At 72.2% G+C, this 21,215-nt stretch carries 19 protein-coding genes; 14 read left to right on the forward strand and 5 right to left on the reverse strand.

The window, feature by feature from the left end; genetic code table 11:
• Nucleotides 1-1,247: 1,247 nt before the first annotated feature.
• Complete coding sequence (locus tag ABZV42_RS20795; RefSeq protein ID WP_356053069.1) at nucleotides 1,248-2,066, forward strand: hypothetical protein; 819 nt, start codon at nucleotides 1,248-1,250, stop codon at nucleotides 2,064-2,066.
• The gene (mycP, locus tag ABZV42_RS20800; RefSeq protein WP_356053071.1) at nucleotides 2,063-3,499 is read left to right on the forward strand and encodes a type VII secretion-associated serine protease mycosin; all 1,437 of its coding nucleotides are present in this window, start codon (nucleotides 2,063-2,065) and stop codon (nucleotides 3,497-3,499) included. The genes ABZV42_RS20795 and mycP overlap by 4 nt, the downstream gene beginning before the upstream one ends.
• A 148-nt stretch (nucleotides 3,500-3,647) precedes the next feature.
• On the opposite strand, the gene ABZV42_RS20805 is transcribed toward mycP, so the two are convergent.
• Nucleotides 3,648-4,610, reverse strand: a complete 963-nt coding sequence (locus ABZV42_RS20805) for a serine hydrolase (RefSeq protein WP_355984542.1) — start codon at nucleotides 4,608-4,610, stop codon at nucleotides 3,648-3,650.
• Between the two features lie 148 nt (nucleotides 4,611-4,758).
• Between ABZV42_RS20805 and ABZV42_RS20810 the strand changes: the two genes are divergently transcribed.
• Nucleotides 4,759-5,490: an SseB family protein gene (locus tag ABZV42_RS20810; protein WP_356053073.1), complete on the forward strand. Its 732-nt coding sequence runs from the start codon at nucleotides 4,759-4,761 to the stop codon at nucleotides 5,488-5,490.
• A gap of 41 nt (nucleotides 5,491-5,531) precedes the next feature.
• On the opposite strand, the gene ABZV42_RS20815 is transcribed toward ABZV42_RS20810, so the two are convergent.
• A complete protein-coding gene (locus tag ABZV42_RS20815; protein ID WP_355984544.1) occupies nucleotides 5,532-5,888 on the reverse strand; it encodes a DUF1844 domain-containing protein in 357 nt (118 codons plus the stop codon).
• A 408-nt stretch (nucleotides 5,889-6,296) separates the two neighbouring features.
• Between ABZV42_RS20815 and infC the strand changes: the two genes are divergently transcribed.
• From infC to ABZV42_RS20865, 10 genes are all read left to right on the forward strand, one after another.
• Nucleotides 6,297-7,076, forward strand: a complete 780-nt coding sequence (gene infC, locus ABZV42_RS20820; protein ID WP_356053128.1) for a translation initiation factor IF-3 — start codon at nucleotides 6,297-6,299, stop codon at nucleotides 7,074-7,076.
• A 107-nt stretch (nucleotides 7,077-7,183) separates the two neighbouring features.
• Nucleotides 7,184-7,378, forward strand: a complete 195-nt coding sequence (gene rpmI, locus ABZV42_RS20825; RefSeq protein ID WP_073499621.1) for a 50S ribosomal protein L35 — start codon at nucleotides 7,184-7,186, stop codon at nucleotides 7,376-7,378.
• Nucleotides 7,379-7,474: 96 nt separating this feature from the next.
• The gene (gene rplT / locus ABZV42_RS20830) at nucleotides 7,475-7,858 is read left to right on the forward strand and encodes a 50S ribosomal protein L20 (RefSeq protein WP_329212826.1); all 384 of its coding nucleotides are present in this window, start codon (nucleotides 7,475-7,477) and stop codon (nucleotides 7,856-7,858) included.
• A gap of 254 nt (nucleotides 7,859-8,112) precedes the next feature.
• Entirely contained in the window at nucleotides 8,113-8,964 is an 852-nt protein-coding gene (locus ABZV42_RS20835) for an RNA methyltransferase (protein ID WP_355984545.1), read from the forward strand.
• Between the two features lie 53 nt (nucleotides 8,965-9,017).
• On the forward strand, nucleotides 9,018-10,202 hold the full coding sequence (locus ABZV42_RS20840) for an ATP-binding protein (protein WP_355984546.1): 1,185 nt from the start codon (nucleotides 9,018-9,020) through the stop codon (nucleotides 10,200-10,202).
• 205 nt (nucleotides 10,203-10,407) lie between these two features.
• Entirely contained in the window at nucleotides 10,408-11,535 is a 1,128-nt protein-coding gene (pheS, locus tag ABZV42_RS20845; protein ID WP_355984547.1) for a phenylalanine--tRNA ligase subunit alpha, read from the forward strand.
• Nucleotides 11,535-14,036, forward strand: a complete 2,502-nt coding sequence (gene pheT / locus ABZV42_RS20850; RefSeq protein ID WP_355984548.1) for a phenylalanine--tRNA ligase subunit beta — start codon at nucleotides 11,535-11,537, stop codon at nucleotides 14,034-14,036. Before pheS ends, pheT begins: the two co-directional genes overlap by 1 nt.
• A gap of 664 nt (nucleotides 14,037-14,700) precedes the next feature.
• Complete coding sequence (locus tag ABZV42_RS20855; protein ID WP_355984554.1) at nucleotides 14,701-15,657, forward strand: PP2C family protein-serine/threonine phosphatase; 957 nt, start codon at nucleotides 14,701-14,703, stop codon at nucleotides 15,655-15,657.
• A 413-nt stretch (nucleotides 15,658-16,070) separates the two neighbouring features.
• Nucleotides 16,071-17,411, forward strand: a complete 1,341-nt coding sequence (locus tag ABZV42_RS20860; RefSeq protein WP_355984549.1) for a transcriptional regulator — start codon at nucleotides 16,071-16,073, stop codon at nucleotides 17,409-17,411.
• A 187-nt stretch (nucleotides 17,412-17,598) separates the two neighbouring features.
• Nucleotides 17,599-18,144 (forward strand): NUDIX hydrolase, encoded by a 546-nt coding sequence (locus tag ABZV42_RS20865; protein ID WP_355978399.1) that lies wholly within the window; start codon nucleotides 17,599-17,601, stop codon nucleotides 18,142-18,144.
• Between the two features lie 26 nt (nucleotides 18,145-18,170).
• Here the strand turns inward: ABZV42_RS20865 and ABZV42_RS20870 are convergent, their stop codons facing one another.
• Nucleotides 18,171-18,428: a hypothetical protein gene (locus ABZV42_RS20870; RefSeq protein ID WP_355978398.1), complete on the reverse strand. Its 258-nt coding sequence runs from the start codon at nucleotides 18,426-18,428 to the stop codon at nucleotides 18,171-18,173.
• Between the two features lie 210 nt (nucleotides 18,429-18,638).
• Entirely contained in the window at nucleotides 18,639-19,499 is an 861-nt protein-coding gene (locus ABZV42_RS20875; protein ID WP_355978396.1) for a 3-hydroxybutyryl-CoA dehydrogenase, read from the reverse strand.
• A 168-nt stretch (nucleotides 19,500-19,667) separates the two neighbouring features.
• Between ABZV42_RS20875 and ABZV42_RS20880 the strand changes: the two genes are divergently transcribed.
• Complete coding sequence (locus ABZV42_RS20880) at nucleotides 19,668-20,918, forward strand: family 10 glycosylhydrolase (protein WP_356053075.1); 1,251 nt, start codon at nucleotides 19,668-19,670, stop codon at nucleotides 20,916-20,918.
• A gap of 39 nt (nucleotides 20,919-20,957) precedes the next feature.
• Here ABZV42_RS20880 and ABZV42_RS20885 read toward each other — a convergent pair whose 3' ends face one another.
• Complete coding sequence (locus ABZV42_RS20885; RefSeq protein WP_355978392.1) at nucleotides 20,958-21,152, reverse strand: DUF1918 domain-containing protein; 195 nt, start codon at nucleotides 21,150-21,152, stop codon at nucleotides 20,958-20,960.
• Nucleotides 21,153-21,215: the final 63 nt, after the last annotated feature.

Raw genomic sequence — 21,215 nt, forward strand, 5'->3', positions numbered from 1 at the left:
CCCGCGGAGCCGCTTCGCCGGGCGGACAGGCGCCGGCCCCGACCGGCGCCTCCGTAGCCGCTTCGCCGGACGGACGGCCGGCGGCTTCGACCGGTGCGACAGGCTCGTCCGGGTCCGCCGCGTCCCGTGTGCCGAGGGGCGGCTCGACGGGTGTGTCCGGGTCCGCCGCGTCCGGTACCCCTGGTGACGCTTCCTCGGACGGGCCCACGTCGGCTGCGGCCGGCTCGTCCGGACCGGCTGCGTCCCGCACGTCGAGGTTCGCCTCGGCCGGTGCACCGGGGTCCGCCTCTCCGGCGGCACCGGAATCCGTCTCGCCCGGCCGGCCGTGGTCCGCGTCGCCCGGCACGCCGGGTTCCGACGCGCGACGGTCCACACCGAACGGTGCGCCGGGTTCCGACGCGCCCCGTTCCGTTCCTTCCGTTCCTTCCGTTCCTTCCGTTCCTTCCGGCGCGCCGGGGCCGGACGTGCCACGGTCCGCTCCGGCCGGCACACCGGCATCCGGCGAACGGCGGCCCGGCTCGTCCGGTACGCCGGGCTCCGGTACGGCGGGCTCCGCGCGGACCAGCACGTCACCGTCCGGCGCGGCGCACCCGGCGATGCCGTCCACCGCTCCGTCCAGCGCGCCGCACTCTCCGGCGGAACCCGTCTCGTACGGTTCCCCGTCGTCCCCGTCGTCACCCTGGTCCTCGTCGGAGCGCCCGGCTCCGCCGTCGGTGGCCTCGCAGCGTTCCGTGCCGGACGCGGCGCCCCAGGCTGCCGGATCCGTGCCACGGCCGGAGACCCGGCGCTACCCCCACCTGCGCCCCGAGGCCAGGACGGGGCCCTCGACCCCGCCGCCCCCCGCGGCCTCCGCACGCTTCCCGGACACGCCGCCCGCGCCCGCCGGACCCGCACGTCCCGACGCGGCGCCGCACACCACAGGACCGTCGCGGCCCGGCGGGACACAGCGTCCCGCGCAGCGGTCTCCCGGCCCGTCGCACCCCGCCGCGCCGCAGCGCCCGGCCGAGCCGCCGCGTGCTTTCGGGGCCCCGGGCTCCGGGTCCGCGTCACCGTCCGAGTCCGCGTCCGGGCGAGGCGGAGCGGCGGGACGGGTGCCCTTTTCCGGCGAGCCGTTCTCGGAGGCGACGCGGGAGACTCGGCCCGGACGGGACGGTCAGCCGCTCCTCGCCTCACCGGCCGCACCCCCGTTCATTCCGGCCCCGGCCCCGGTCCCGTCCGCAGCACCCCCCGGCCCGGAGCGCCCCTTCGTGTCGTTCGCGGAGCCCGAGATGTACGGCGGGGACACCGGGCGGGTGCGTTCCTTCCGTGGGTGGACCCGGTCCCGTGCCGTGACCGCCGCGGCCTGCATCGTTCTCGGGCTCGGGCTCATCGGCGGTGCGGTGACCGGCAGTTGGCTCACCGGCGACAACGCGGACGGACCCGGTTCGCCCGGTGCCTTCACGGCGGCCGGAGACCTCTGGCACAGCGTGCCCGTGGACCGGCTCTTCCCGCCGACCGTCCGCGGCGACGGAGCCGGCCCCGGCGGTTCCGACCGCGCCTGGACGCGGATCGCCGTCGCCCCCGACACCGGCTGCAAGGACGCCTTCGACCCGCTGCTGCGCCAGGCCCTCGCCCCCGTCGGCTGTCTGCGCCTGCTTCGTGCCACCTACGTGGACGCGACCCGCAGCCATGTCACCACCGTCGGCCTGCTGTTCACCAAGGCGGACGCGGCGGGCATGACCTCCCTGAAGGCCCGCTTCCGCAAGGAGGGCCTGGACCGGCGCACCGACCTGCTGCCCCTGCCGTACGCGGCCAAGGGCACCGCCGCCGAGGGCTTCGGCAAGGCCCAGCGTGCCTCCTGGACCGAGTCCGTCCTCACGGACGCCCCCGTGGTCGTGTTCGCGGTCTCCGGGTTCGCCGACGGGCGCACGGTCGCCGCACCGCAGCCCGCCGCCGACGCGATGAAGCCGGACTCGACCACGGCCGCGGCCCAGGCGGGCCTCGGCCATGAGGCGCAGGGTCTCGCCGACCGGGTGGAGCGAGGCCTTCGCAAGACCGTCACCTCGTCCACGGAGAAGCCGTCATGACCCGCGAAGACGGCCCCGGCGGCCGCAGCCGGCAGACCCGCGCGACCGGAACCACGTATACGGCCGCAACAACCGGAACCCCGGACACGACCGCGACAACCGGAACCGCAGGTGGGGCCGGAACAATCGGAACCACAGGTGCGACCGGTGCGACCAGCGCGAACCGTGCGACCGGTCCAGCCGGGGAAGCGACCACCCCCGTCGCCCGCCCCCGGCGCCCGGCCCGGGCTGCTCGCGGGCCCCGGCTCTCCCGCAGGTCCGGCGCCCTCGCCGCCGCCCTCGCGGCCTCCCTCGCGCTGGTGCCCTCGACCGCCGCGCACGCCGACGGCATCCGCGCCCAGCAGTGGGGTCTCGACGCGATGCACACGCAGCAGGCGTGGAGGACGACCATGGGCAAGGGCATCACCGTCGCCGTCCTCGACACCGGTGTCGACGCCCTGCACCCGGACCTCAAGGGCAATGTGCTCGCGGAGAAGGACATGGTCGGCTTCGGCGCGAACCGGGGCGACCGTTCCTGGGCCCGGCACGGCACCGCCATGGCGGGCATCATCGCCGGACACGGGCACGGACCGGGATACGCCGACGGGGTCATGGGAATCGCCCCGGAGGCGAAGATCCTGCCCGTCCGCGTCATCCTCGAGGACAAGGACCCGGCCCGCTCCAAGGCCCGCAACACCCGGGGCAACGCGCTCGCGGACGGCATCCGCTGGGCCACCGACCACGGCGCCGACGTCATCAACCTCTCCCTCGGCGACGACTCCAGGTCCGCCCACCCCGAACCCGCCGAGGACGAGGCCGTCCAGTACGCGCTGAAGAAGGGCGTCGCCGTCGTCGCCTCGGCCGGCAACGGCGGGGAGAAGGGCGACCACATCTCGTACCCCGCCGCCTACCCGGGCGTGATCGCGGCGACCGCCGTCGACCGCTACGGAACCCACGCGTCCTTCTCCACCCGCCGCTGGTACGCCACCGTCAGCGCCCCGGGCGTCGACGTGGTGATCGCCGACCCGGACGACCGGTACTACGAGGGCTGGGGCACCAGCGCAGCGTCCGCGTTCGTCTCCGGCGCGGTCGCGCTCGTCAAGGCCGCCCATCCGGGGCTGTCCCCGGCGCAGATCAAGCGGCTGCTGGAGGACACCGCCCGCAACGTTCCCTCCGGGGGGCGCGACGACTCCCGCGGCTTCGGCTTCGTCGACCCCGCCGCCGCCATCAAGGCGGCCGGCCGGCTCAAGCCGCAGGGCCTCGGGGCGGAGGGCCTCAAGCCGGCCGAGTACGGCAACAAGTACTTCGGCACGGGCCCCGACGCCCCCGACGACGGCGGTAGTTCGGCCGACTGGGCCGCTCCCCTCGCGGGCGCCCTGGGCCTGGCCCTGCTGACGGCGGCGGTGTTCCTGTGGCGCGGCCGCAGAGGCTCGAACCCGTTCCAACGGCCGTAGCCGCAACCGCCGTTAGGGGCCCGGACTCCCGGCCACGCCGAATCCCGCGGGCGCCCGGTTCCCGAGACCACCGGCCGACTCCCGGTCCTCAGGGCTCCGTTCCCCGACCTCCGGCCGAAGCCCTCCGGGACCGTAGCCCTCCGAGGCCTCAGCCCTCGGCCGTGTCCTGGAACGCCGACACCGCGGCCTTCGACATCGCCTCCACCAGCGAAATGCCTTTCGCCTGCGTGGAGTTGCCGTTCGACAAGGTGGCCACCAGATACTCGTGGCCGTCGCACGAGATCCGCCCGATGCTGTTGACGTCCCACAACCCGGTCGTGCTGCGCGCCAACCACCCGTTCTTCAGGGCCCATCGGGAACCGTCGGCGGCGGCCGACACCCCCCACTGCTGGTCGGTCTCGATCTCGCCCATGAGCCCCTGGAGATAGGACCGCGAGGTGGCGCTGAGCTTGGAGTGCTTCCCGAAAACCTGCCTCAGCAGGGCCAGTTGATCGCTCGCGGTGGTCTGGGTCAGTCCCCACAGCTCGCCGTCGCCGCCCTGCGTGGCCGTCAGGCCGAAGCGTTTGTTCGCGGCGTCCAGGCCATCGGCGCGGCCGATCACCGCCCACAGCGCGGACGCCGACGCGTTGTCGCTGTTCTCGATCATCGCGGTGGCGTACGTCTTCTCCTGAGCGGTGAGATGCCGGTCCGCGTCCTGGGCCTGGAGCAGCAGCGCGGCCAGGATGTTCACCTTGACGATGCTCGCGGTGTCGAAGGCCGCGTCACCGTGGGCAGCGCTCTCACCGGAGTCGACGTCGAGGACGGCGACCGAGGTCTTCGCGCCGGCCGCCACCGTCACCGACTTCAGCGCCTTCGCGAGCAGCGTGTCCCGGTCCACGGTGGGCTCCGCGACGGGTTCCACCGACGCCTCCTCGCTCCCGGCCGGCGACGAAGAGGGCGATGCCGACGCCGCCGACGATACGACGGCCGGGCCGTCGTGCGCCTGTGCCTTCATGTACACGGTCCCGGCCGCCGTGACGCCGACGAGGACTGCGGAGGCCACCGCGGTGTAGAGGAGTGGCTTGCGTCGGGAGGGCCGGGCGCGGCGCCCGCGTGCTCTGTGACGGTCCATCCGGCGATGCTGGACGGCCGGGCTGTGCCCGCGGTTAGACGCTTGTTAGATGTGTGTCAGGGAAGACTGAGAAACTCATGAATCCCGTCAACCCGGGGTTTCAGGGGTCGCACAAGCGCAGCAGCATCCCCCCGATAGGGTCGGGACCGTGGCGAACAAGAACATTCCCGACTCCGGCTTCTCCGACGACGACGGCTCCGCCGATCCCGGGCTGAGCGCGGCGCTCGCGGCCTGGTCCGCCGACCGCACCGCCGTGCCGCCGGTCCTGGAGGCGCTCACGGGTGCCCGGCTGCTCGTGCCCGTCGTGGCGATCCTCGGCGAGGTCGAGGAGGACGAGAAGGGGCTGCGCCGGGAGAAGACCAGCGACATGGCGGTCCCCACCCTCAAGGCCGGCAACCGCACGGCCCTGCCCGCCTTCACGTCCACGGACTCGCTGGCCCGCTGGGATCCCGAGGCCCGCCCGGTGGCCGTACGCCTGCCTCAGGTCCTGGAGGCCGCGGCGCACGAGAAGGCCGACACGATCGTGGTGGACCTGGCGGGGCCCGTGTCCTACGAGCTGACCGGTTCCGCCCTGCTGGCGCTCGCCGAGGGACGGACGACCGCCGACCCGCTCGCCGACCCCGCCGTCGTGGAGGCGGTACGGGCCGCGGTCGCAGCCGAGCCCCTGGTGGTCCGGGCCCATCTCGGCCCGGGTCCGGCCGACGGCACCCTCGCGCTGGTGCTCGACGCGTCGGCCGCTCCCGCCGAGACCGCTCGCGCGGTGGCCGGGCGGCTCGCGGCCGACGAAACACTGAGGGCCCGCCTGGTGCGCGGCCTCGACCTGGCACTGCTGCCGGCCGAGTCGACGCCCCCGGGCGAGCCCCTGTACGTACGCGGATAGGCACGCGGGTGGTCCGTGTCCGTACGACGGACGGGCACGGGTCAGCCGTAGACGGGTCCCGTGTACTTCTCGCCGGGGCCCTGGCCCGGCTCGTCCGGGACGAGGGACGCCTCGCGGAAGGCCAGCTGGAGGGACTTCAGGCCGTCGCGCAGCGGTGCCGCGTGGAAGGAGCTGATCTCGGTCGTGCTCGCGTCGAGCAGTCCGGCGAGCGCGGTGACCAGCTTGCGCGCCTCGTCCAGGTCCTTGTACTCGTCGCCCTCCTCGGTGAGACCGAGCTTCACGGCGGCGGCGCTCATCAGGTTCACGGCGACCGTCACGATGACCTCGACCGCGGGGACCTCGGCGATGTCGCGGGTCATGGTGTCGAAATCGGGGTTCTGGGGAGGGGTGTCACTCATGCCTCACACGATAGGCCCCGGCGCGCGCGCCCCCGTCCACGGGAGCCCTCCGCCTGGTGGGGACGGGGTGCCTCTGTCCGGTGGGCGGCGGTGAGGCCTCCGGTTAGCGCGTACCCGGGGGAACTGCTAACCTTGTGTAACGACCGGCCGGACACCATGTGCCCGGCCCACAAGTGGAGGCTCCGATCTCCCACCTGACCGTCCTCCGGGACGGCGGGTCACCCGGTCAGACGGCCGCCATCGTTCCGTACGGACGATGGAGTCGTCCGAATGCGCGCCCCGCGGTTGATCGCGGCGGTGCTCCGGTTGCCATGGAGCCCCGCCTGTGTCCCGTCAGGGGCGTTTTTCATGCCCCGCGTCGGTTGGTCCGTGTCATCAGAGACATACGCGGCTGTCCGCCAGACCGCCGTGTGGTGCTACCGAGGAGGATTCATCAGCACCGAGCCCCGCATCAACGACCGGATTCGCGTTCCCGAAGTGCGACTTGTCGGTCCCAGCGGCGAGCAGGTCGGGATTGTTCCGCTTGCCAAGGCCCTTGAGCTTGCTCAGGAGTACGACCTCGACCTGGTCGAGGTGGCGGCGAGCGCTCGCCCGCCCGTCTGCAAGCTCATGGACTACGGCAAGTTCAAGTACGAATCGGCCATGAAGGCTCGTGAGGCGCGCAAGAACCAGGCGCACACGGTCATCAAGGAGATGAAGCTCCGGCCGAAGATCGACCCGCACGACTATGACACGAAGAAGGGTCACGTCGTCCGGTTCCTCAAGCAGGGCGACAAGGTCAAGATCACGATCATGTTCCGTGGTCGCGAGCAGTCCAGGCCGGAGCTCGGCTACCGACTGCTCCAGCGTCTCGCCACGGACGTCGAGGACCTCGGGTTCATCGAGTCGAACCCGAAGCAGGACGGCCGAAACATGATCATGGTTCTCGGTCCGCACAAGAAGAAGACCGAGGCGATGGCCGAGGCCCGTGAGGCTCAGGCGGCTCGCAAGGCGGACGCGAAGGCCAACCCCGGTCGCTCGCAGAACGCCGCCGAGGAGGGCTTCGTCGACGGCGACGTGACCGAGGACGAGTCCGCCGAGGTCGAGTCCGCCGAGGTCGAGTCCGCCGAGGTCGAGTCCGCCGAGGTCGAGTCCACCGAGGTCGAGGCCGAGGTCGAGACCCCTGCCGAGGCATCCGCCGAGGCCTGATCCCAGGGCTGCCGCCCCGGGATGTCAATCGATACATATGACGTTCCATCCGTGCCCGGTCCCGCGACCGGGCACCGGAACGCCACTGACGAGGAGAGAACGGCGCTATGCCGAAGAACAAGTCGCACAGCGGTGCCAGCAAGCGCTTCAAGATCACCGGCTCCGGCAAGGTGCTCCGTGAGCGTGCCGGCAAGCGCCACCTGCTCGAGCACAAGTCGTCCCGCGTGACGCGTCGTCTCACCGGCACCGCCGAGATGGCCCCGGGCGACGCCAAGAAGATCAAGAAGCTTCTCGGCAAGTGACGTACCGGCGCCTCGGCGCCGTGCACGTCTGAACCGGGACCCCATCTATTTCGGGCCGTGTGAGTCCAACCACGGCCCCGCTACAAGGAGTAAAAAGTGGCACGCGTCAAGCGGGCAGTAAACGCCCACAAGAAGCGCCGGGCAATTCTCGAGGCGGCGAAGGGCTACCGCGGTCAGCGGTCGCGCCTGTACCGCAAGGCCAAGGAGCAGGTCACCCACTCCCTGGTCTACAACTACAACGACCGCAAGAAGCGCAAGGGCGACTTCCGTCGGCTGTGGATCCAGCGCATCAACGCTGCGGCCCGCCAGAACGGCATGACGTACAACCGCCTCATCCAGGGTCTGAACGCCGCCAACATCGAGGTGGACCGCAAGATCCTCGCGGAGCTGGCCGTCAACGACGCCAACGCGTTCGCCGCGCTCGTCGAGGTCGCGCAGAAGGCCCTGCCGTCGGACGTCAACGCGCCGAAGGCCGCGTGACGCTGCGCAGGCTCTGAGCCGACGTGACGAAAGGACCCGCAGGTCTACCGGCCTGCGGGTCCTTTGCATCTGCCTTCACGGGCAGTCGTTCGGTGCGGGCCGTCGGGGGCCGGTCGCCCCCCGAGTTCTCGGCCCCGCTCGAACAGGGGCCCCCATCGCGGCGGAGCCGTACATCGACACAGCCCCGCGCCCCTGGAGGCGGAGTCGCCCCCGCTGTCATGCGAGCCGCACAGATACCGAAGGTGAACCAGAACATGCCCCCCGCCAGCCCCGAGCTGATCTCGCCCCGTTCCCCCCGTGTCTCCGCCGCGCGGCGGCTGGCCCGGCGGAACTTCCGGGGGAAGGAGCGGCTGTTCCTCGCGGAGGGGCCGCAGGCCGTGCGGGAGGCGGCGGCGTACGGCGCCGACACGCTCGTCGAGCTGTTCGCCACCGTGGAGGCCGCCGAGCGGTACGCCGACCTCGTCGCGGAGGCCCGTACCGCCGGAGCCCGGGTCCACCTCGCCGACGAGCAGGTCATCGCGGAGATCTCGACCACGGTGACCCCGCAGGGAATCGTCGGCGTCTGCCGCTTCATCGACACCCCCTTCGAGGACATCCTCAAGGCCGGGCCGAGACTCGTCGCCGTCCTCGCGCACGTCCGTGACCCCGGGAACGCCGGGACCGTGCTGCGCTGCGCGGACGCCGCCGGCGCCGACGCCGTCGTCCTCACCGACGCCTCCGTCGACCTCTACAACCCCAAGGCGGTACGCGCCTCCGTCGGATCCCTGTTCCATCTGCCCGTCGCCGTCGGCGTGCCCGTCGAGCAGGCCGTGGCCGGACTCAGGGACGCGGGCGTCCGCATCCTCGCCGCCGACGGCGCCGGTGAGGACGACCTCGACGACGAGCTCGACAAGGGCACCATGGGCGGTCCCACCGCCTGGGTCTTCGGCAACGAGGCCTGGGGGCTTCCGGAGGAGACTCGCGCGCTCGCCGATGCCGTCGTGCGCGTTCCGATCCACGGAAAGGCCGAGAGCCTGAACCTGGCCACGGCCGCGGCCGTATGTCTCTACGCGTCAGCCCGTGCACAGCGCGCCTCCACAGGGTGCCGCTCCGTCACCGGCAGCTAGTAGGGTGACGGGCCCGGGGGCCCTCTGCGCCAGACGAGAGGTGGGGTACGGGGATGAGTGTCGGCACGGGCGGTGCCCACAGCGCGCTGCGAGCACGGGACGCGCGAGGCACATCCGCGTCCCGGCACGATGACCACGACGACACCGTCGCGGCCGTCCCCGGACTCGGTATAGACCCCGACGACCTGCCGGACGGCATCGTCGTCGCCGACGAACACGGCCGGGTCGTCTGCTTCAACGCGGCGGCCGCCCGGATCACCGCGGTCCCCGCCGCCGAGGCCCTCGGCCGCCGGCTCGAATCGGCGCTCCCGCTGGAGGACCTCGAAGGCCGGCGCTGGTGGCAGCTGACCGACCCATGGGGCGGCCTAGCCATCCGCAACGGCCAGCCTGAACGGAACCTGCTGCTCCCCGGCGGCCGGGAGATCCTCGTCTCCGCGCGCTATGTGCGCACCCACCCCACCGGACCCGTCCGACGGGTGGTCGTCTGCCTGCGCGACACCGAGGCCCGCCGCCGCACCGAGCGCAGCCACGCCGAGCTGATCGCCACGGTCGCCCACGAACTGCGCTCGCCGCTCACCTCGGTCAAGGGCTTCACCGCGACCCTGCTCGCGAAGTGGGAGCGCTTCACCGACGACCAGAAGAAACTGATGCTGGAGACCGTCGACGCCGACGCGAACCGTGTCACCCGGCTCATCGCCGAGCTCCTCGACATCTCCCGCATCGACTCCGGCCGCCTCGAAGTGCGCCGCCAGCCCGTCGACATGGGCGCCGCCGTCGGCCGGCACATCCAGGCCTACGTGGCCTCCGGCCAGCCCGCCGACCGGTTCCTGCTGCGCATCGAGCAGCCCCTGCCCGGCCTGTGGGCCGACCCCGACAAGATCGACCAGGTGCTCAGCAATCTGATCGAAAATGCGGTGCGCCACGGCGAGGGAACCGTCACCATTGACGTGGCACCCTCCACCTCGGCGCGCGAGCGGCCGGACGAGGAGGGCACGGCGAGCGCCGTCACGTCGGTCACCGTGAGCGACGAGGGCACCGGAATCCCGGAGGAGTCCATGAACCGCGTCTTCACCCGCTTCTGGCGGGGCAGCAAGCGCGGCGGCACCGGTCTCGGGCTCTACATCGTCAAGGGCATCGTCGAAGCCCACGGCGGCACCATCACGGTCGGCCGCGCCCCCGGCGGAGGCGCGGAGTTCCGATTTACGCTGCCCGTGGGCACCCCGGCGTATCTCCTCTAGCGCCGCAGCGGCCCCCACGGGCTCATCCGCACGGGAGCACCGCGAGGCCGCCCAGTCCTGGGCGGGCCCCCACCCCCGTTAGACTCGGCCTTTGGCACCTTTGCGTCCACTCATCTGCGGACTTTGCGTCCACTCATCTGCGGGCGATTCGTCTCCGAGTCGATGACGGGGACCCTCAGCCAGCCAACCGGAAGCACGGGAAGAGATGTCGGCACCTAATAAGTCGTACGACCCTGTAGAGGTCGAGGCCTTGAAACCGGAAGAGATCGAGCGCATGCGGGACGAGGCGCTCGCCGCCTTCGCCGCCGCCGGCGACCTCGACGCGCTCCAGGAGGCCAAGGTCGCCCACACCGGCGGCACCTCCCCGCTGGCCCTCGCCAACCGCGAGATCGGCGCACTGCCCCCGCAGGCCAAGGCCTCGGCCGGCAAGCTCGTGGGCCAGGCCCGCGGCGCCGTGAACAAGGCCCTCGCCGCCCGCCAGAGCGAACTGGAGGCCGACCGGGACGCGCGCGTACTGGTCGAGGAGGCGGTGGACGTCACCCTGCCGTACGACCGTGTACCGGCCGGCGCCCGGCACCCGCTGACCACCATGATGGAGCGGGTCGCGGACGTCTTCGTGTCCATGGGATACGAGGTCGCCGAGGGCCCCGAGGTCGAGGCGGAGTGGTTCAACTTCGACGCGCTCAACTTCACGCCCGACCACCCGGCCCGGCAGATGCAGGACACCTTCTTCGTCCAGGGCCCCAAGGGCACCCACGGCGACGAGTCCGGTGTCGTGCTGCGCACCCACACCTCGCCGGTGCAGGCCCGCGCACTGCTCGACCGGGAGCCGCCCGTCTACGTCGTGTGCCCCGGCCGCGTCTACCGCACGGACGAGCTCGACGCCACGCACACCCCGGTCTTCCACCAGATCGAGCTGCTGGCCGTCGACGAGGGCCTGACCATGGCCGACCTCAAGGGCACCCTGGACCACATGGTCCAGTCGCTCTTCGGCTCGGACATGAAGACCCGGCTGCGCCCGAACTACTTCCCCTTCACCGAGCCGTCCGCCGAGATGGACATGCTCTGCTACGTCTGCAAGGGCGAGTCCGTCGGCAACCCCGACCGCCCCTGTCGGACCTGCTCCTCCGAGGGCTGGATCGAGCTCGGCGGCTGCGGCATGGTCAACCCGCGGGTGCTCGTCGCCTGTGGCGTCGACCCGGAGAAGTACAGCGGATTCGCCTTCGGGTTCGGCATCGAGCGGATGCTGATGTTCCGTCACAGCGTTGAAGACATGCGAGACATGGTCGAGGGTGACGTCCGGTTCACCCGGCCGTTCGGGATGGAGATCTGATGCGGGTCCCGCTTTCTTGGCTGCGGGAGTACGTCGACCTGCCGGCGACGGAGACCGGGCGCGACGTCCAGGCCAAGCTCATTTCGGCAGGCCTCGAGGTCGAGAGGGTCGAGCAGCTCGGCGCCGACCTCAAGGGCCCCCTGGTCGTCGGCCAGGTGCTCACCATCGAGGAACTGACGGAGTTCAAGAAGCCGATCCGCTTCTGCACCGTCGACGTCGGCACCGCCAACGGCACCGGTGAGCCCCAGGAGATCGTCTGCGGCGCCCGCAACTTCGCCGCCGGCGACAAGGTCGTCGTCGTGCTGCCCGGCGCGGTGCTGCCCGGCGACTTCGCGATCGCCGCGCGCAAGACGTACGGCAGGACCTCGCACGGCATGATCTGCTCCGGCGACGAGCTGGGCATGGGCGACGACGGCAGCGGCATCATCGTGCTGCCGCCGGAGACCGCCGTCGGCACCGACGCGATCGAGCTGCTCCAGCTCGTCGACGAGGTCCTCGACATCGCCGTCACGCCCGACCGCGGCTACGCCCTGTCGATGCGCGGGGTGGCCCGCGAGGCCGCCATCGCCTACGGCCTGCCGCTGCGCGACCCCGCGCTGATCGACGTACCGGCCCCGAACGCGTTCGGGTACCCGGTCCAGGTCGCCGACCCGATGGGCTGCGACCGCTTCACCGCGCGTACGGTGACCGGCCTCGACCCCGACGCCCGGTCCCCGATCTGGGTGCGCCGCCGGCTCCAGAAGGCCGGCATGCGCCCGGTCTCCCTCGCCGTCGACATCACCAACTACGTGATGCTGGAGCTGGGCCAGCCCCTGCACGCCTACGACCGCAGCCGGGTCGAGGGCACCATCGGCGTGCGCCGGGCCGAGCAGGGCGAGAAGCTCACCACCCTCGACGGCGTCAAGCGCACGCTGGACGCGGGCGACCTGGTGATCACCGACGACCGCGGCCCCATCGGCCTCGCGGGCGTCATGGGCGGCGCCCACACCGAGATCGACGACGCCGAGGGCACCACGACCGAGGTCGTCATCGAGGCCGCGCACTTCGACCCGATCTCCATCGCCCGCACCGCCCGCCGGCACAAGCTGGCCTCCGAGGCGTCCAAGCGCTTCGAGCGTGGCGCCGACCCCGCGGCCACCTCGGCCGCGGCCCAGCGGACCGTCGACCTCCTCGTGCTCCTCGCGGGCGGCACCGCCGACGCCGGGGTGACCGAGGTGATCGCGCCGTCCGCGCCGCACACCATCACCATCCCGGCGAACCACCCGGACAAGGTGGCCGGTGTCGACTACGGCCGCGAGACCGTCGTCCGCCGCCTCCAGCAGGTCGGCTGCGACGTCTACGGCCAGGACGAGCTGATCGTCACCGTGCCGTCCTGGCGGCCCGACCTGACCGACCCGAACGACCTCGCGGAAGAGGTCATCCGGCTCGAGGGCTACGAGAACCTGCCCTCCACGCTGCCCAAGCCGCCGGCGGGCCTCGGCCTCACCGACCGGCAGCGGCTGCACCGCCGGGTCGGCCGCGCGCTGGCCGGCGCCGGATACGTCGAGGCGCCGAACTACCCGTTCATCGGCGAGCACGTCTTCGACCAGTTCGGCCTCGCCGACGACGACCCGAAGCGCAGGGTCGTCAAGCTGGTCAACCCGCTCTCCGACGAGGAGCCCGCGCTCCGCACGACGCTGCTCCCGGGCCTGCTCCAGGCCCTGCGCCGCAACGACGGACGCGGCAGCCACGACCTGGCGCTCTTCGAGACCGGCCTGGTCTTCCACCCGCAGGACGAACTGCGCGTCGCCGGGCGGCTGCCCGTCGACCGCCGTCCCACCGACGAGGAGATCGCGTCGCTGACCGCCGCGCTCCCCGTCCAGCCCCGGCACGCCGCCGTCGTCCTCGCGGGCGCCCGCGAGCAGGCCGGCTGGTGGGGCAAGGGCCGCCCGGCCGACTGGGCCGACGCGATCGAGGCCGCGCGCACCCTGGCCCGCGAGTCGGGGACCGAACTCCTCGTCCGCTCCGGCCGGTACGGGCCGTGGCACCCGGGCCGCTGCGCCGAGCTCTCGGTCGTCGTGGACGGCGCGGAGCAGGTCATCGGGTACGCCGGTGAGCTGCACCCCGGTGTCCTGAAGACGCTGGGCCTGCCCGCGCGCACCTGCGCGATGGAGCTTGACCTGGACGCGCTGGAGCGGGCGAGCTCGGGCCACCCCAAGGGCCCGAAGATCTCGACCTTCCCGGTCGCCACGCAGGACGTCGCGCTGGTCGTCGACAAGGGTGTCCGGCACACGGACGTCGAGGCGGCACTGCACGAGGGCGCGGGTGAACTCCTGGAGTCCATCCGGCTGTTCGACGAGTACGAGAGCGAGCAACTCGGCGAGGACAAGAAGTCCCTCGCCTACGCGCTGCGGTTCCGTGCCGCCGACCGCACGCTGACCGTCGACGAGGCCTCCGCGGCCCGCGACGCGGCGGTGGCGCTGGCCGCCGAGCGCACGGGAGCGGTGTTGCGCGGAGCCTAGAAGCTCCACCAGGGGTGCCGCCGGGGAACCGTGCGTCGTCGGGTGGCCGTGGATCGTTCACGGCCGGGCGACGCGCGGTTCCCCGCGGCCGTTCCCGAGGGGTTCCACCGGCTTCGGTATGCCCGGAGCGGGTGGTTCCGCTCGACTCCGGCCTGCCTGGAGCCAAGGGTGGTTCCTCCGGCTCGGGCCTGCCGGGAACGGGTGGTTCCCCGGCTCCTGCCTGCATAAATGCGGCTGTCCGAAGACACCTCACTCATTCGGGTGACATGTCCGGGCGATCCGGCCCGCCCGGGTCGGGCGGTCGACAGAATTCGGAGCGGTCTCTCCGAGGCCGTCTGCGCTGTCCGTGCCTATTGGGGGGCCAATCGGCATGATCCGTATCAAGGCTGGGGCTCCCCGCAGGGCGACGCTCCGGACGCATTCGCCGAACCCGGCCAGAGCGGGTTTCGGGCCGCGTCGCCGCCGCGACCGGCTGAGAGCCGGATTCGACCGGGCCGTGCGCGGTCGCGGACCCCGCACCGGGGTCACCCGTGAGGACTGCGGCCGCCGCAAGCGCGGCGGCCTCGGCCACCGGGTCCGGCGCACCGCCGGCCGGCCGCCGCTGCGCCGGGCGCTGAACCTCGGGCTGCCCGCGGTCTGGGGCGCGCTGGCGATCTCGTACAAGATGGCCTGTCCGCTCGCGCAGCAGCACGGGCTCGGTGCCCGCATCGTCACCAGCGCCGTCTTCTTCGCGGTCGGCGCCGGTCTGATACTCCACGTCAGAAGAGCGCTGCTGCGCGAACTCCGGCAGATCCGCAAGGTCGCCGGGGCCGCGCAGAGCGTCCTGCTGCGCCCGCTGCCACCGCGCATCGACGGGCTGGACATCGCCGCGGCCCAGCTCTCCGCGGACCACGGCGCGAGCATCGGCGGCGATCTGTACGAGGCGATCGCCACCGAACACGGCGTGCGGGTCGTGATGGGGGACGTCCGGGGCCACGGACTGGGTGCCATCGGGGCCGCCGCCGCCGTCCTCGGCAGCTTTCGCGAGGCCGCGCACGACGAACCCGAACTCGGCGGCGTTCTCAGAAGACTCGAACGGGCGCTGGCCCGGCATCTGCGCGAACGGGACCGGGCGGCCGAACACTCCTCCGCCGGACCCGGCCCCGAAAGCCACGCGGCCGAGGAGTTCGTCACCGTCCTGCTGCTGGAGATCCGCGGGGATGGCGAGGTGTACGCCCTCAACTGCGGCCATCCCTGGCCGTATCTGCTCGCCAGGGGCCGCGTCCGGCCCCTCGTGCGCGCCGAACCGCTGCCGCCGCTCGGGCTGTTCCCGCTGCCGGCCTGTCTCCCGGCCGAACCCTGCGGCCGGCTCGGACCCGGCGAGGGGCTCTTCCTGCACACCGACGGCGCCGAGGACGCGCGGGACGCACGCGGGCGGTTCTTCCCCCTGCTCCCGGCACTCACGGCGGCCGTCCGCGACGGGCCCGTCGTACCGCAGGCCGTGCTGCGCGCGGTGTTCACGGGTCTGCTGCGCCACACCGGCGGCCGGCCCGACGACGACGTGGCCCTGCTGGTGCTGCGCAACGACCGCCGGCCCCTCGCCCTGCGCCAGGGCCGGGTGTCCCAGCACGTGCCTCGATGACGGCTGTCCCGCACGCCTGCGGCGGGCACGGGCGACACCGGCATGCGCTCCGCCCGCGCGTTCCCGGGGACGACCGGCCACGGGACCCGCACCCGGACGACCGGAGTCCCGCGGTCGCCCCGGCCGGACCGGCTCTGCCGTCCGCCCGGCCACGGAGTGTCGGGCAGGCGGCCGGGCGGACGGCGCGGAGCGGGCCGCCGCACTGTACGAGGGGGAGCCGGCGGCCCGGCCGGCCTCTTGCGAGGCATTTCAGTCAACCGGTGCGAAACCCTCCGCGACAGCGCGCGCACAGCGCGGATACGGGCATTCCCATCACACCCCGTGTGAAAGGGGACGCACTACTCTCTCTGGTGCGGTCGGGCGTGGCCCGCGCGACCGGCGCCGTCGGCAACGAGCCACCCGGGGGGCCTCCCATGCAGCCCAACACTCTGCTCGACGCGATCCTCGACGAGGCGGGCATCTCGCACGCGGGACTCGCCGCCCACGTCAACCAGGCGGGCCGGGCCCGCGGACTCGCGCTGCGCTACGAACACACCGCCGTGGCGCGCTGGCTGAAGGGCCAGCGGCCGCGCGGCCAAGTCCCCGACCTCATCTGCGAGGTGCTCGCGGTGCGGCTGCACCGGCCCGTCACGCTCGACGACATCGGCCTCGGGGTCCCGGGCGAACCCGCCGCCCCGCACACGGGCTCGCTGTCCGGCTTCGTCGAACGCGCCACCGCTCTGTGGCGCTCCGACGAACAGCAGCGCCCGCACATACTCGGCGCGCCGGCCGTCACCGGAACCCCGGCCGTGATGCCCGTGTGGGAGTGGGAGAACCCGCCCGAGGACGCGGACGTCTCCCGTGGTGGCCGCCACCGGGTCAGCATGGCCGACATCGAGATGCTGCGCGCGGCGCGGGCCCACTACGAGCAGATGTACCGCAAGGCCGGGGGCATAGCGACCCGCACCCGCATAGTCGGCTTCCTCAACTCCGAGACCGCGCCCCTGCTGCGCGGCAGCTACACCGACGCCACCGGCCGCCAACTCCACCGGGCGACGGGCGGCTTGGTGGCCATCGCGGGTATCTGCGCGTACGACTCCGACGCGCACGGACTCGCTCAGCGCTACTTCCATCAGGCGCTGCGTCTGGCAAAGGCCAGCAACGACAGGGGACTTGGCGCGTATGTCATAGCCCTGCTGGTCAACCAGTCGCTGTTCATGCGCGAGTACCGGCAGGCGGTCGCCTTCGCCGAGGCCGCGCTGCGCGCCGCGGGGCGGGACATCACGCCCGCGCTCGCCTCCGACCTCTACGCCATGCAGGCCAAGGCGTACGCACACCTCGGCGACGGCAGCAGCGCGCTGTCCTGCATCCGGCGTGCCGAGCAGGCCGCCGAGCGCATCCGGCGCGGGTACGAGCCCGACGAGACCGGCTATGTCCAGCCGGGACTGGTCAACGTACAGGTGGCGGAGGCACTGCTCAGCCTCGGCGACCTCGTTGCCGCCGCGGAGCACGCCGCGGCCGCGGTCGACACTCCGGCGCACGACCGGGGGCGTGTGCACCGGCTGGCCATGCTCAGCCAGATCGAACTGCGCCAGGGCAACGCCGACAAGGCGGTCGCGACGGCCGTGCAGATGGCGGAACAGGCCCGGGGAATGGAGTCCCAGCGGCTGCGCGACAGACTCCGCGCGGTACGCGAACACCTGGTGCGCAGCGGCTGCGCGGGCACGAACGAGGCCGCTGAACTCATCGACGGCGCACTGCGCGTACCGCTCTAGGCAGCGCGCGGGAAAGCCGCATCGCGCGCCGGGCCGGAGTGCCGCGGTGGGGCGGCACCGGAACGCGGGCCACCGTTTCGCCCGGCCGCGTCCACCGTCACTGTGCTGCGCCCCGACCCCAGTGAGCCCTGCTGCCGGGAGGCCGCTGCTGCGATATTGCCATCACTCGGCGGAAGGTGGCAGAACCGTGCAGTGGACGAAACAGAACGAACAAACTGTGTATGAAAACCGCTGGTTCAGCGTCAATCTCGCAGATGTGGAGCTGCCGGACGGGCGGCATCTCGATCACTTCCTGATACGGCTGCGGCCCGTCGCCGTGGCCACGGTGGTGAACGAGGCCAACGAGGTACTGCTCCTGTGGCGGCACCGCTTCATCACCGACAGCTGGGGATGGGAGCTCCCGGCGGGCGTCGTGGAGGACGGCGAGGACATCGCCGTGGCGGCGGCCCGGGAACTGGAGGAGGAGACCGGGTGGCGGCCGGGACCCCTGCGGCATCTGATGAGTGTCGAGCCCTCCAACGGGCTCACCGACGCCCGGCATCACATCTACTGGGCCGACGAGGGCGCGTACATCGGACACCCCGTGGACGACTTCGAGTCCGACCGCCGGGAATGGGTACCCCTGAAGCTCGTCCCCGACATGGTCGCCCGTGGTGAGGTCCCGGCCGCCAACATGGCGGCCGCACTGCTCCTCCTGCACCATCTCAGGCTCGGGCAGGACGCGTTGCCCTGATCCGCCCCCTCATCGCGTCCCCGGCTCTAGTGGCCGAGAGCCTGCCAGACCGCCACGGCCAGTGCGCCCACGGCCGCGACGACGGCGACGGTGGGCAGGGGCCAGCGGGTGTGTTCTAGCGCGACGATCCGGGTGCTGAGGTCGTCGAGATCCTTGGCCGTCTGGTCGTCGCGCTGGGTGAGCAGTGCCAGTCCTCCCTCGATGCGGGTGAACCCCACTTCGAGAGACCGGCGTAACTCCGCGAGTTCCTTCGGTGCCGCGGGATGCCCTGGGTCGGCGGTCACGAGTCCGCTCCTTTCCGTGGTTGGCACATCCCCTGTCCGTGCACGGAAAGTCAACTCGCCTGGTGGACACGTGGGGAGAGTGTGCGCGGGGCATATGCGAGCCCGGTGCGCACACGGCGTGTGAACGACGCGGGCCCGGCACCGTGGAAGGTGCCGGGCCCGCGCGAACTCCGGGGAACGGAACGGCTGTTCAGCCGGTGTCCGGCCTGGTCAGCCGTAGCTGTAGAACCCCGAACCGGACTTGCGGCCGAGGCGGCCGGCGTCGACCATGCGCTGGAGCAGCGGGGGAGCGGCGTACAGCGGCTCCTTGTACTCCTCGTACATCGAGTACGCGACCGAGGCCACCGTGTCGAGACCGATCAGGTCGGACAGCTTGAGCGGGCCCATCGGGTGGGCGCAGCCCATCTCCATGCCGTTGTCGATGTCCTCGCGGCTGGCCATACCCGACTCGAACATCCGGATCGCGGACAGGAGATACGGGATCAGCAGCGCGTTGACGACGAAGCCCGAGCGGTCCTGGGCGCGGATGGCGTGCTTGCCGAGCGCCTTCTCGGCGAACAGCTGGGCGCGGCCGATCGTGCCCTCGGAGGTGGTCAGCGCCGGGATCAGCTCCACGAGCTGCTGCACCGGGGCCGGGTTGAAGAAGTGGATGCCGATGACCTGGTCCGGACGCGAGGTCGCGACGGCCAGCTTCACCAGCGGGATCGAGGAGGTGTTGGAGGCCAGGATCGCGTCCGGCCTGGTCATCACCTGGTCGAGCACCTGGAAGATCTCGGTCTTCACCTGCTCGTTCTCGACGACGGCCTCGATCACCAGGTCACGGTCGGCGAACTCGCCGAGGTCCGTGGTGAAGCTCAGCCGGTCCTGGGTGGCCTTGAGCTCGTCCTCGGAGATCTTTCCGCGCTCGGCCGCCTTGGAGAGGGAGGAGAAGAGCCGGGTCCGGCCGATCTCCAGGGCTTCGCCGGTGGTCTCGGCGACCTTGACGTCCAGTCCGGCGCGGGCGCACACCTCGGCAATGCCCGCTCCCATCTGGCCGCAGCCCACCACTCCGACGCGTTCGATGTCGGTCACATCGTCCCCTTCGCTGATCCGTACGGCCCGGCAGGTCGTCCGTTGTTCGGTCCCTGCTCCGAACGTGCACGTTACTCCCAAGTATCGATGATCGATCGTCGGGGTGGTGCATGCTGGGTGCCGATACGGTCCGTGATCAAGTCAATCCGCAACGTAGGGGGTACGGATATGGGGCGACTGCCACGCCGGGCGTTCGCGGTGGCCGCGCTCGCGACGCTGTCGGGATGCGGTACGGCGGGGGACGCCGCGGCCGCCCAGGACACGGCCGCGCCGCACCGGTCGGCGGCGGCCCCGCGCGCCATGCGGGGGATGTGGCTCGCGACGGCCTCGAACCGTGACTGGCCCTCCCGCACCGGCCTGAGCCCAGCCCTTCAGCGCGCCGAACTGCTCGCCCATCTGGACACGGCGGTGCGCCTGCGCCTCAACGCCGTGTTCCTCCAGGTCCGTCCCGCCGCCGACGCGCTGTGGCCCTCGCCGTACGAGCCCTGGTCCCGCTACCTCACCGGCGTCCAGGGCGGGGATCCCGGCTGGGACCCGCTCGGCACCGCGGTACGGGAGGCCCACGCGCGCGGCCTGGAACTGCACGCCTGGTTCAACCCGTACCGCGTCTCGGGGCAGCCGGACCCCGGCCGGCTCGCTCCCTCGCACCCCGCGCGTCTCCACCCCGACTGGACCGTGCGGTACGGCGGGAAGCTCTACTACAACCCCGGACTGCCCCCGGTCCGCACGTTCGTCCGGGCCGCGATGCTCGACGCGGTGCGCCGGTACCCGGTCGACGGTGTGCACTGGGACGACTACTTCTATCCGTACCCGGTGCGCGGCGAGCGCTTCGACGACGACGCGGCGTACGCCGAACACGGCGCGGGCTTCCCGGGCAGGGCGGCCTGGCGGCGGCACAACATCGACCGGCTGGTGCTGGAGATGGCGGCGGGCATCAGGAAGGCCCGCCCCGGGGTCCGTTTCGGGATCAGCCCCTTCGGGGTCTGGCGCAACGCCTCGACCGACCCGCTCGGCTCACCGACCCGGGCCGGCGTCGAGACCTACGACGACCTGTACGCCGACACCAGGAAGTGGGTCCGGGAGCGCTGGGTGGACTACATCTGCCCCCAGCTGTACTGGAACATCGGCTTCGCCGCCGCCGACTACGCGCAGCTGCTGCCCTGGTGGGCGCGGGTGGCCCGGGGCACGGGAGTGCAGCTGTACGCGGGCGAGGCGCTGTACAAGGCGGGCGACCCGGCGCAGCCCGCCGCCTGGCAGGACCCCGCCGAACTCTCCCGCCATCTCGCCCTCGCCCGCAGCCAACCGGAAGTACGCGGGCATGTCTTCTTCGCGGCCTCGGAGGCCCGCGCCGACCGGATCGGCGCGATGGCACGGGTGGTCGCCGACCACTACCGGCAGCCGGCGAAGCCCCCGCTCTGAGGGCCCGCCGGCACCCGTCCCACTCGTCCTGCTGTCGTCCTACTGCGGCATGTCCCGGTGACGGATCTCGGAGTCCGGGCCCGGCGAGCAGACGGCCTCGTGACCGTCCTCGAACCGCACGCGGTAGGGGGGAGAGCCTTCCGCTCCCATGACCTCGGTGATCTCCGCGACCTTGTCGTGCTGGCCGACGGTCCTGCCGTGCTGCACCAGCTGGTCGCCTTTGGTTGCGTGCATCTGAGCGGTCTCCTCGTCCGTACGGGAGCAACGGTTCGTGGCCTTGAAACGCAGGCCCGCGGC

The sequence above is a fragment of the Streptomyces sp. NPDC005281 genome (assembly GCF_040607495.1).
Taxonomy (GTDB): domain Bacteria; phylum Actinomycetota; class Actinomycetes; order Streptomycetales; family Streptomycetaceae; genus Streptomyces.

Coding starts and splice junctions, on each gene's coding strand:
- mycP (WP_356053071.1), top strand. CDS start 2,063: ATGACCCGCGAAGACGGCCCCGGCGGCCGCAGCCGGCAGACCCGCGCG.
- ABZV42_RS20805 (WP_355984542.1), bottom strand. CDS start 4,610: ATGGACCGTCACAGAGCACGCGGGCGCCGCGCCCGGCCCTCCCGACGC.
- ABZV42_RS20815 (WP_355984544.1), bottom strand. CDS start 5,888: ATGAGTGACACCCCTCCCCAGAACCCCGATTTCGACACCATGACCCGC.
- rpmI (WP_073499621.1), top strand. CDS start 7,184: ATGCCGAAGAACAAGTCGCACAGCGGTGCCAGCAAGCGCTTCAAGATC.
- ABZV42_RS20835 (WP_355984545.1), top strand. CDS start 8,113: ATGCCCCCCGCCAGCCCCGAGCTGATCTCGCCCCGTTCCCCCCGTGTC.
- ABZV42_RS20840 (WP_355984546.1), top strand. CDS start 9,018: ATGAGTGTCGGCACGGGCGGTGCCCACAGCGCGCTGCGAGCACGGGAC.
- pheS (WP_355984547.1), top strand. CDS start 10,408: ATGTCGGCACCTAATAAGTCGTACGACCCTGTAGAGGTCGAGGCCTTG.
- pheT (WP_355984548.1), top strand. CDS start 11,535: ATGCGGGTCCCGCTTTCTTGGCTGCGGGAGTACGTCGACCTGCCGGCG.
- ABZV42_RS20855 (WP_355984554.1), top strand. CDS start 14,701: ATGGCCTGTCCGCTCGCGCAGCAGCACGGGCTCGGTGCCCGCATCGTC.
- ABZV42_RS20860 (WP_355984549.1), top strand. CDS start 16,071: ATGCAGCCCAACACTCTGCTCGACGCGATCCTCGACGAGGCGGGCATC.
- ABZV42_RS20880 (WP_356053075.1), top strand. CDS start 19,668: ATGGGGCGACTGCCACGCCGGGCGTTCGCGGTGGCCGCGCTCGCGACG.
- ABZV42_RS20885 (WP_355978392.1), bottom strand. CDS start 21,152: ATGCACGCAACCAAAGGCGACCAGCTGGTGCAGCACGGCAGGACCGTC.